At 68.0% G+C, this 10,018-nt stretch carries 10 protein-coding genes and 3 pseudogenes; 5 read left to right on the top strand and 8 right to left on the bottom strand.

Translation table 11 applies throughout. From position 1 onward, the window contains the following. Positions 1-271: 271 nt before the first annotated feature. On the bottom strand, positions 272-1,006 hold the full coding sequence (locus NBX02_RS10285) for an SDR family oxidoreductase (RefSeq protein ID WP_250287212.1): 735 nt from the start codon (positions 1,004-1,006) through the stop codon (positions 272-274). Next, positions 1,003-1,218, bottom strand: coding sequence for a tautomerase family protein (locus tag NBX02_RS10280; protein ID WP_250287214.1), 216 nt, complete (start codon positions 1,216-1,218; stop codon positions 1,003-1,005). The genes NBX02_RS10285 and NBX02_RS10280 overlap by 4 nt, the downstream gene beginning before the upstream one ends. Positions 1,219-1,317: 99 nt before the next feature. On the opposite strand from NBX02_RS10280, the gene NBX02_RS10275 reads away from it, so the two are divergent. Beyond that, the gene (locus tag NBX02_RS10275; RefSeq protein ID WP_250287216.1) at positions 1,318-1,911 is read left to right on the top strand and encodes a TetR/AcrR family transcriptional regulator; all 594 of its coding nucleotides are present in this window, start codon (positions 1,318-1,320) and stop codon (positions 1,909-1,911) included. Positions 1,912-2,239: 328 nt separating this feature from the next. On the opposite strand, the gene NBX02_RS10270 is transcribed toward NBX02_RS10275, so the two are convergent. From NBX02_RS10270 to NBX02_RS10255, 4 genes are all read right to left on the bottom strand, one after another. Then, complete coding sequence (locus NBX02_RS10270) at positions 2,240-2,782, bottom strand: DUF1003 domain-containing protein (RefSeq protein ID WP_250287224.1); 543 nt, start codon at positions 2,780-2,782, stop codon at positions 2,240-2,242. A 316-nt stretch (positions 2,783-3,098) separates the two neighbouring features. Then, positions 3,099-3,935 (bottom strand): TIR domain-containing protein, encoded by an 837-nt coding sequence (locus NBX02_RS10265; RefSeq protein WP_250287218.1) that lies wholly within the window; start codon positions 3,933-3,935, stop codon positions 3,099-3,101. Between the two features lie 34 nt (positions 3,936-3,969). Continuing rightward, positions 3,970-4,122: a hypothetical protein gene (locus tag NBX02_RS10260; RefSeq protein ID WP_250287220.1), complete on the bottom strand. Its 153-nt coding sequence runs from the start codon at positions 4,120-4,122 to the stop codon at positions 3,970-3,972. A gap of 231 nt (positions 4,123-4,353) precedes the next feature. Continuing rightward, positions 4,354-4,851: an alpha/beta fold hydrolase gene (locus tag NBX02_RS10255; protein WP_250291120.1), complete on the bottom strand. Its 498-nt coding sequence runs from the start codon at positions 4,849-4,851 to the stop codon at positions 4,354-4,356. A gap of 285 nt (positions 4,852-5,136) precedes the next feature. On the opposite strand from NBX02_RS10255, the pseudogene NBX02_RS23060 reads away from it, so the two are divergent. From NBX02_RS23060 to NBX02_RS10235, 3 genes and pseudogenes are all read left to right on the top strand, one after another. Then, positions 5,137-6,169, top strand: a pseudogene (locus tag NBX02_RS23060) (integrase core domain-containing protein); the annotation flags it as partial. Positions 6,170-6,266: 97 nt separating this feature from the next. Then, positions 6,267-6,947 carry a TetR family transcriptional regulator gene (locus tag NBX02_RS10240; protein WP_250285615.1) on the top strand — a complete coding sequence of 227 codons (681 nt, stop codon included), beginning with the start codon at positions 6,267-6,269 and terminating at the stop codon, positions 6,945-6,947. A 104-nt stretch (positions 6,948-7,051) separates the two neighbouring features. Then, positions 7,052-7,870, top strand: coding sequence for an SDR family NAD(P)-dependent oxidoreductase (locus tag NBX02_RS10235; protein WP_250285614.1), 819 nt, complete (start codon positions 7,052-7,054; stop codon positions 7,868-7,870). Positions 7,871-8,170: 300 nt separating this feature from the next. Here the strand turns inward: NBX02_RS10235 and NBX02_RS10230 are convergent, their stop codons facing one another. Both NBX02_RS10230 and NBX02_RS10225 read right to left on the bottom strand, forming a co-directional pair. Then, complete coding sequence (locus NBX02_RS10230) at positions 8,171-8,575, bottom strand: hypothetical protein (RefSeq protein ID WP_250285613.1); 405 nt, start codon at positions 8,573-8,575, stop codon at positions 8,171-8,173. A gap of 38 nt (positions 8,576-8,613) precedes the next feature. After that, positions 8,614-9,026, bottom strand: a pseudogene (locus tag NBX02_RS10225) (transposase); the annotation flags it as partial. Between the two features lie 180 nt (positions 9,027-9,206). On the opposite strand from NBX02_RS10225, the pseudogene NBX02_RS10220 reads away from it, so the two are divergent. Then, positions 9,207-9,917, top strand: a pseudogene (locus tag NBX02_RS10220) (IS6 family transposase). Positions 9,918-10,018 lie beyond the last annotated feature (101 nt).

Below are 10,018 nucleotides of genomic sequence, written 5' to 3'. Positions count from 1 at the left end.
GTTTCGATACCGTCTGATCTGGTTTCGACACTTCGACAGCGGTTCGCTTTCGCTCGCCTTCCTGGTCCCCATCTGACGCATCTGATGCGCCTTTTCCTTATCGCTCACCACGACGGCCTGAGGGCTCGTAGTGACGGTTCCGGTGCGGGTCGTGTCGGTGGCTGAACGGTACGATGCTCCGGTGGGCAAGCTCGATTCGTGAGTCACGGAAGGTCCAGCCAGGCGGTCACGAGCGCAGATGAAGCGTTCCGGCGCGTCACACGGTCGGTGGCTACCGCGGCGCGGGTACGACCACGCTCGCGCCGCCGTCGACAGCGAGCGTTGCCCCGTGGAGATAGTCGGCCCCGGCGAGGTACGCGATCGCATCCGCGATCTCCTCCGGCCGGAACAGGCGGCCGAGCGGGAAGGCGCGGGTGAGGCCCTCAAGGACCTGGACGACGGCGTCAGTGCCGGGAGTGTGGGTGGGGCCCACCGCGATGGCGTTGACGTTCACACCGGACGGGCCGAACTCGGCCGCCCACGCGCGGGTGATCGATTCGAGTCCGGCCTTGACTGCGCCGTAGGCCGCCGATGTCGACGTGCCGACCCGCGCGGCGACGGTCGAGACGTTGACGACAGCGCCGTGCCCGCGCGCGGCCATCTTCGGGATCAGCGCCTGGCCGAGGAGGAACGGGGCGCGCAGGTTCACGTCGACCAACGCGTCGAAGAGGGCCTGGTTCGTCGCCGTGGTTGGCGCGAACCGGTAGTACCCGGCGTTGTTGACGAGAATGTCGACGTCGTCGAGGGCGGCGAGCGCGGTGAGGCCGCTGGGGGTCGCGAGATCGGCGATGACCGGCCGCGCGACCCCGCTGGCGTGCTCGATCCCGGCGACGACCTCCGCCGCCTTCGCCGCGTCGCGCCCGGTGACGATGACGTGGGCGCCGCGAGCGGCGAGTGCTTCGGCGGCGGCCCGGCCGATGCCGGACGTCGACCCGGTGACGAGCGCTGTGCGGCCGTCGAGGGTCATCGCTGCGCGGCCTTCGCCAGCGTGACGTCGACGGGGGTGCCCGCGAGTCCGTATCCGTCGCGGCTCGTCTCGTCGACGATTACGTAGACGTACGGACGGATCGCTTCGGCCTTCTCGACCTCGACGACGGCGTCGGTGATCCGGGCGATGAGCTCGGACTTCTGTACGGGGTCGAGCGAACCGGCCGGGATCTGAACGGTGACGACGGGCATGAGGGCGTCCTCTCCGACTAATACTATGGCGATCGCCATAGTATGGCGCCCACCATAGTATGGCCGGCAGCGAAAGACAAGGAGTCCAAGGGAGTCCAGATGCCGAGAACCTCAACCGCCCGCGGCGCCGCAATCGCTGCCGCTGCCGACCTGTTCCGCCGCCAGGGGTACGCGGCGACCGGCCTGGAGACGATCCTCGCCGCCAGCGGGGCGCCGAAGGGCTCGTTCTACCACCACTTCCCGGGCGGGAAGGAGGAGCTCGCCGTCGAGTCGATCGCGTTCAGCGGTGACCGGGTCCGAGAGCTGATCGATCACCTCGCCGCCGCGGCGCGCACACCTGGTGAGCTTGTCGCGGCGATCGCCGCGAAGCAGGCGGCGGACCTCCGAGAGTCCGGCTACGAGCGCGGCTGCCCCGTCGCGACGGTCGCCCTGGAGCTCGCCGGCATCACGGACGCGGTCGCGGAGACCTCGAGCGCCGCATTCGAGCGTTGGGCCGAGCCCCTCGCCGACAAACTCAGATGGGCAGGCCGGCCCGCAGCGGAGGCCCGGCGTCTGGCCCGCTGGGCAGTCGCCACGCTCGAAGGCGCGCTCCTGCTCGCGCGTACCGCCCGCGACGCGTCGATCGTGACCGACGCGGCCGCGATCACCGCCACCGTCCTCGACGGCGAGGCCTCGCCAGCTTCGACGGCGTGATGGGGCAGGTCACCGTCGTGGCGCGCTATCGAACTCGGACTGCCGCGCTGCCCGCCGCCCCGCTCATCGCCGCGCCGCTGTCGGGACGGCTCCGAGCTCGACGTTCACGCTGCCCGGCCGCCCGGATCTCCTCGACGCGCGACCGCAAGGGGCAACCTGATGGACCTGACGTGTCACACGATGTCGTACGTGCCGCCGATCCCGGACCGGCCGACTGCTTCACCGATCATCAGGAGTTTCCGAGGACGACGCTCTGAATCAGACTGCTCTTCAGGAAAGCGGCCTCGTCGACATCCTGACTCACGTAGTCGTCCCCGCGACGGTCGTTTCAGGGATGAGTCTCGTTCGTGATCTCCGAGAACCGCGGGGGCGCGGACGGCTGAACGATGTCCGCCCTGGCCTGCGCGATGATCTCCTGGGCGTGCCGCTCGATCTCCTCGGGGTCGAGACCAAGAGCCGTACCGATGTGGGCAGACCACACCATGGCCCGCAGGTCGGTTTCAAAATCGAGTTCGGCCCGCAGGTTCTGCCGTGCCGCCTCGCGGTTCTGGCTCACCATCACGAAGGTGGACAGGAAGATCGCTTCCAGGCTGACGATCATCGTGAGCAGTCCGAACGGATACGGATCGAAGACGCCAGCCCGGCCGAACACGCCCTCGTTCAGCAGAACCCAGACACCGAACCAGATGGCGTGGAGATACACGAACGGCAGGGAACCCGCAAACGACGTGATCGCATCGGCCGCGCGGTCCTGCGACGTGCGCATCCGCACGAAGAGGACCCGTTCATTGGGGACCCGTACGTGGGGGCGGCCACTGCCACCCCCACCGGCGCGGCGCGCCTGACTTTGATCATCAACGGAAGGGCTCATGGCACTCATACTCGGGGCTCCACCCACAGTGTCAGGTAGCTACCGGAAGAGCGACGAATCCGGTTACCGGCATCCAACGCCGTAGCCCTGCCGCCCGAAATTCGCGACCCGTCTCGCAACCCATCCCGATCACATGCGAAAGCGGAACCGGCGGCAAGGCAGGCGGGTTCGTAAGTGAGCTCCGGCTTGGCCGTGGCGGGTAGGGCTGACGCGGGTTAGCTCGCCGGCGAACCGGCCGGCGAGGGTACGGGCGTGCCAGCGCGGACGGGGGGCCGGACAAGAGATCTTGGACCGGCTCGTGCTGGAAGTATGCCTTTCAGGTCGGCTGACCCGACGACGCTGCGGCGCCGGAGTTAACGGCGTCTTCGAGACGGCGGATCACCTCCGGGCCGATCATCGCGTCGGCCTTGATACCAGCGCGGCGTTGAAACGCCTGCACGGCATGCTCGGTTCCCACGCCTGGAATGCCATCGATCGGCCCTCTGTAGTAGCCGAGGACCCGCAGGTAATCCTGAATTTGTCTGATCACACGACGCCGGATGACGCGGGATTCGAGCCAGTCATCGACAAGGCTTTCGCTGCGCGAGAGCAAGCCCCGCACCGCACGTTCAACGCCGACCGCCACCGACAGGTATGCCCGGTCCGGCTCTCCCCAGCTAGTGATCGGCTTTGCATCTTCCGGCAGCACCTGTAGGCGCGCGACCGGCAGGCGTTCCCAGCGACACGGACGAACGACCACGGGAACCAGCGCCAAGCTGCCTCGATCGTGCAGCTCAAGTGCCCTGCGCAACTCCCGGCCATACGCGTACTGCGAGGCGACGAAGTCCGCAGACAGGAGAGCGATCACTATGTCCGCCGACTCGAGGCGAGAGCTGATCTCCGAATCCCAGTCAGCCCCGGGCAGGAGCTCGCGGTCATACCAGTCCACGACGATCTGCTCATGACGAAGCGGCGCGAGATGCTTGCGTAACTCCGCCAGGATCGGCTCATCCTCGTGAGCATAGGAGTAGAAGATCTTGAGCGGGCCACGGGAAGCGGCGCTACGCCCACTCCACGGGCGCTCCGATGCTCGCACAGTCAGGTTGTCCGACTCGCCGGGCGCCCGGCCGACATCGACTTGGTCTCCCATCACGCCTGCCTTAACCGTAAGCACCGTGTCCCGCTTGGCAGCAATATACGTCGACAGTTCAGGAGACCAGTAACGTGACGCCGATGGTGTTGTCGTGCACGCTCGCGGCGACCACGGTCACGGCGGCCGGCGTCCCGTCCGGGCTGGACGGGACGCGTCCGGAACCCGGGTCGACAAGGCCGACAAAAATGTCGATAACGCCGTTTGTCACCTTGTCAGGCGACCGAGAGAATCGCCGGCGACCGGAATCGAGTCCTCCCGCTCCTGGCTACATAGCGTAGCGCCTAGTTGTGGATCAATCATCATGCCGAGGCCCCGGGGAAGGCACGGCGTGGAAATGAGCGCGACCGAGCAGCGCTACGCCCCGCTCACGCGGGCGTTCACCCTGGCAACTGCGTCCAGCACGGCGGTGGCGAACAGGTCGGGATGGACCACCGGAAGATCATGATCGGCTGCTACCGGGATGACATGTGCCCCGAGCTGGTCGGCCAGTTGCCGTTGCAAGGCGGGGCGGCACAGTGTGTCGTTTGAGGAGAGCCAGCGGGGCTGCCGTCGCAAGAGTGGTCCACAACAGGCGGTCGCGGCGGTTCTGCCGGTAGTTCAGTGCGCAAGCTGTCAGGACCAGGCCCGCGACCCGCTGCGGATGAGCCAACGCCATATGCGTTCCCACCAAGCCGCCGAGGGAGAATCCGCACACGATCACGCGGTCGATATTCAGGACGTCGAGCACCGCTATGACGTCTTCGGCGCAGTCGGCGATGGAGAACTCCCCGGCGATCGGCAGTCCGCGTCCGTGGCCACGCTGGTCCAGGCCGACAATCGGATGCCGCTGGGACAGCGGTGGCAGCAACCCGAAGAAATTGACGTCCAGCGACCAGGTCCACCCGTGCAGCAGCAACACCGGCAGTACACCGTCCCGGTCGGCCCGGGTCTGCCGCACGAAAACCTCCCCGCGGCCGGGGACCTGCAACATACGACCGGGCGGCAGCTCGGGACGCCATCCCTGTATGTGTGAGCGCGATGCGCGGGCCGGTCGGAGGAAGCCTGCCGTGCGCCGCGCCGCGCCACGCGGACACGGGCTGTCTGCATGCTCGAAATTTACATGCAATCAGCTTGCGATCAGCGGCAGGGTGTCTCGCCCTGCCGCCTGTGGGGTGCCAGAAGTCGGCTTGGGTCTGTGAGCTGGGATGATGTGACGGCGCGACTGTCGGCATGATGGTCAGCTATGTCCGCGCGCCCGCTCTGTCTGATCTTCGTGCGGGTGTGTGGCTGGCTGGTCCTACTCGGCCGTTCGTCGGCGTCCAAGGACATCGAGTTGCTCGTGCTGCGGCACGAGGTCGCGGTGCTACGCCGCACCCAGCCCAAGCCCCGGTGAGACTGGGCGGACCGGGCGGTACTCGCCGCACGGATCCAGCTTCTGCCGAAGACGCTGCGAGCGCACCGGCTGATCACCCCAGGAACCGTCCTACGGTGGTATCGCCGTCTGGTCACACGAAAGTGGACCTACCCGCAGCGGGCTGGACGACCGCCGGCCAGCACGAAGATCGCGACCCTCATCGCACGACTCGCGACCGAGAACACGACGTGGGGGTACCAGCGGATCCAGGGTGAGCTACTCAAGCTCGGCCACCGGGTCGGCGCGTCCACGATCCGCCGAATCCTGACGTCCCTCAGGCTGCTCCGGCCCCGAAACGCCAGACCGACACGACGTGGCGGCAGTTCCTGCGCGCCCAGGCATCGACCATGCTGGCGGTCGACTTCTTCCAGGCGGACCGCGCCGTGACGCTGCGGCGTCTGTACTGCTTCTTCGTCGTGGAGGTCGGCTCCCGTCACGTCCACGTCCACGTCCACGGGGTCACCGCAACCCGGACGGACCGTGGACCACCCAACAAATCCGGAACCTCCTGGTGGACCTCGGTGACCGGGCGGCCGACTTCCACTTCCTGGTCCGCGACCGGGCCGGGCAGTTCACCGCGTCCTTCGACGCGATCCTCGCCGACGCCGGCATCACCACGGTCACGATCCCGCCCCGAACTCCGCGGGCGAACGCCTACGCGCAACGGTTCGTCCGCACGGTCCGGACCGAGGTCACCGACCGGATTATGATCTTCAGTGAACGGCGCCTCCGTACCGTCCTGGTCGAATATGTCACGCACTACAACGGACGACGCCCCTATCGCGGTCGCGACCTTCAGCCGCCACGGCCCGACCACCCCGTCGCCGACCTGACCCAGGAACGGATCAGACGCCGTCCGGTCCGACGTCGTCGCTCCGTGGTGCCCGTGAGCCCACAAGTCAGTCGTCGACATACCGTCCGGTTGGTTTTATCTTGGACACATGGCAGGCGGTGCGGCTGTGACGAGGCCGGCTACGGCGAAGGGCGAGGCCACGCGCGCCTTCTTGCTGCGCACGGCCGGGCGGGTGTTCGCCGAGCGTGGCTATGCCGTGGCCACCATGGCCGACCTGATCGAGGCGTCAGGCATGACCAAGGGGGCGTTCTACTTCTACTTCCGCTCCAAGTCCGACCTGGCGCTCGCCGTGCTGGCCGGCCAGAAGACCCACCTGCTGGAGCAGGTCGGCACACGCCTGGCGTCCCGGCCTCGCGCCGTGGATCAGCTTCGCGACCTGGTCCCAGCGATGCTGGACCTGATCGTGACCGAGCCTGCGACGTGGACCGTCACCCGGCTGGCCCGGGAGCTGGCGGCCGAACCCGACCTCGCCGACCGGGTCGGCCGGCCGATGGCGGAGTGGGTGGAGGCTGTCGCGGACATCGTGCGCCGCGGTCAGTCCGAGGGCGATCTGCGCACTGGCCTCGACCCCGACGCGGTCGCCGCCGTACTCGTCGCCGCGTTCGACGGGCTCAAGTCGCTGACCGACGTTCTTGACGAACCGGCCGGGCCGTCCCGATTCATCGACCGAGCCAAGGTCCTGGGCCAGCTCGTGGAGTGGGCCTTGTGCGAACCCGGTAGCCCAGCCGACGGCCTTTCCGAGCCCGCTGCCGACAGCACTCCGCGACCGTCTCCGGGGAAGAGCTGACCCCCGCCCGCCAGCACACCCGGACCAAAGATCGACGGTGTGACGGAATCATGCGGGGAACCCGTACCCTCAAAAAAAACCGACCAGATGGTATGGAGATGAAAATGGACCTCAGCGGACAGACGGCACTCGTGACGGGCGCGTCGACCGGCATCGGCGTGGTCTTCGCGCGTGAGCTCGCCGCCCGCGGCGCCGACCTCGTGCTGGTCGCCCGCAGCGAGGACAAGCTCGTGGCGCACGCGGCGGACCTCACCCGGCAGTACCAGGTGCACACCAAGGTGATCGCGGTGGACCTCGAGCAGCCCAGCGCCGTGGACGAGATCGCCGGACGGCTGGAGGCGCTCGGCCGGCCGATCGACGTCCTGGTCAACAACGCCGGTTTCGCGACCCACGGCGACGTGGTCTCGACCGACCGGGACCGCCTGGTGGGACAGGTGCGACTGAACTGCGAGGCCGTGGTCGTGCTGACCGCCCGGTTCCTGCCCGCCATGGTCACGCGCGGGCGCGGCACCGTCATCAATGTCGCGAGCACCGCGGCGTTCCAGCCCGTCGCGCACATGGCGGTCTACGCCGCGACCAAGGCGTTCGTGCTCTCCTTCACCGAAGCGCTCTGGGCGGAGGCGAAGCCCGCCGGAGTCCAGGTAGTCGCGCTGTGCCCCGGCTCCACCGACACGCCGTTCTTCGAGGTCGTCGGCGCGCAGGAAGCGTCGGTCGGCCGCCGCCGCTCACCCGAACAGGCGGTGGCGACCGCCCTGCGAGCGATCGACCGCGGCCGACCGACAGCTGTCGACGGCCTCGGGAACACACTCGTCACGAAGCTTCCCCGCGTCCTGCCCAGACGCGCCGTGATCCGCCTGGCCGAACGCGCGGTGCGCCCGTCCACCGAGCACCAAAGCCGGGTCACAGCACCGCGTTCCAAATAACTCACGGCCACGCGGCCGTAGCACGGCAGGCCAGCATGTACGCGACACCGACACCAACAATTCGGATCTGACGCCGGACTCGTTTGCTCAGTGTTCCCACGACCGATCATCAGTCCTCGGCCGCCGCCCGCCGCTTCTCAACGGCCAGTCCCTGTCACCCCGGCACCACACACCACCCGGAGAGCTGCGGTTACGAAGCATCAACAAGGGTTCACGCTATTCATCCGTCCAGCCTTCCTCTCGCCCGTAGCCCTCAGTGGGCGTTCTGTGGTGATTCGCCGGTTTCCGGTCTGGGTTGATCTATGGGGTGGAGTGAGGGAGGACGAACAGGCCGGGATCGGGTTCGGTGAGAACACCGCGTTCGACCAGCCGTTTCAGCTTGGCCCGGATGCCCTCGATATGGCGGGGTCCGGTGCCGGTGCCCAGGGCCAGGCAGACGTCCTTGGCGTGCAGCCCGTCGTGGTCGGGGGTGAACACGGCCAGCACCTCTCGATACCCTGGCGGCAGCGGTTCCGCTGGGGCGTGGGTGGCCTCGGCGGACAGCTCCAGCACCGTCTGGCGGGTGATCTCCAGTCGTTCCAGGGTGTGCTCGGTGGCGGTGAGCTGGTCACGCAGTTCGGTGATCTGTTCTCGTAGCTGCTCGACGGTGCGTCCGAGGCGTGTCCGTCGGGTCTCGATCTGTTCCAGCAGCCGCTGTGTCGACATCCCGCTCCCTTGTCGTGCGCCGGGTCCTCCCGTCCCGGTCAGGCCGGCGGGTCCCGCCAGGTCGGGGTGGTGGTGCCGGTCAGCCGGCGGGTCATCACGTCCACCATCGACCAGTGGATCATCGCGGTCGTGCTGGCGGTCGCGTCTCGTAGTCCCGGGCGAGGCGGCGGTGCAGCATCAGCGTGCCGAAGGCCTGTTCGACTCTCCACCGCTGGGGCAGCGGGGTGAACCCCCGCGTCCCCGCGGCACGCCCGACGACCTCCACGTCGATTCCCAGGCCGGCCCCGTGGGCGACGACGGTGTTTGTGAACCCGGCGTCCACCCACGCCTTACGTATCGATGGTGCCGCGGCGGCCACCCGGTCCAGCAGGGCGGTGCCGATGGTGTGGTCGTGCACGCTGGCGGCGACCACGACCACCGCGACCAGCAGACCGAGGGTGTCCGTGGCGATCCTGTGGGGCTCCGGAATCCCGATTCGGGCGGTGACCTGGGTGTTTGCCTACCGGACGGGGTCTGTGCCGGGCAGGCTGGATGGTCATGGTGTGGTCGCTGCTCTACGCCCTGACGCGGAACGGCACTGTTGCGTTGGCGAAGTCCACCACCGCAGCTACCACTCGGGCATGATCGGGTGATGGGTCGACGTCCTGCCCGTCCACCGGTCCCAGCTTCGGAGTTCGCCGGTTTTCGGTTCCCACCCGAGGTGATCGTGCTGGCGGTTCGCTGGTACCTGCGCTACGCCCTGTCCTACCGCGACGTCGAGGAGTTCCTCGCCGAACGCGGTCTCGTCGTCGACCACGTCACGATCTACCGGTGAGTGCGCCGGTTCACCCCGCTGCTGATCGACGCGGCCCGGCCGTGCCGGCACACGCCGGGTGATCGTTGGTTTGTCGACGAGACGTAGGTGAAGGTCGCCGGTCGGTGGACCTACCTGTACCGGGCGATCGACCAGTTCGGCCAGGTCATCGACGTCCTCGCCAGTGAGCATCGGGACCTGGCCGCGGCCCGATACTTCTTCACCCAGGCGCTGTCGCACGGCCGCCGGCCGTGCGAGGTGACCACCGACCGGGCCGCCGCCTACCCGCGGGTCCTTGACGAGCAGCTACCCGCCGCCCAGCACATCGACGACCGGTATGCGAACAACCCGATCGAAACCGATCATGGCAGGTTCAAGGCGCGGCTGCGGCCGATGCGCGGGCTGAAACGTTTCCGTTCCGTGCAGGTGATCGGCGCCGGGCAGGCGTTCGTGCAGAACATCCGCCGCGGCCACTATGAACTCGGAACGGACGCCGAACCCCGCCAGCGGCTGACGGCTGCCTTCACCGAGCTCGCGCTGGCCGTCTGAGCACCCACCCGGCACAGGTCCACCATGCCTTGCCTCCGCCCAATGCAACAGAGCCATTTGTTTTCCCGGGCGGCCCTGCTGGTTTATTCAGGCTGCGAGGG

The sequence above is a fragment of the Protofrankia sp. CiP1_Cm_nod1 genome (genome assembly GCF_920888515.1).
GTDB lineage: Bacteria > Actinomycetota > Actinomycetes > Frankiales > Frankiaceae > Protofrankia.
The sequence above is the reverse complement of the archived record's forward strand: the minus strand, read 5'-3'. Positions and strand labels throughout refer to the sequence as shown.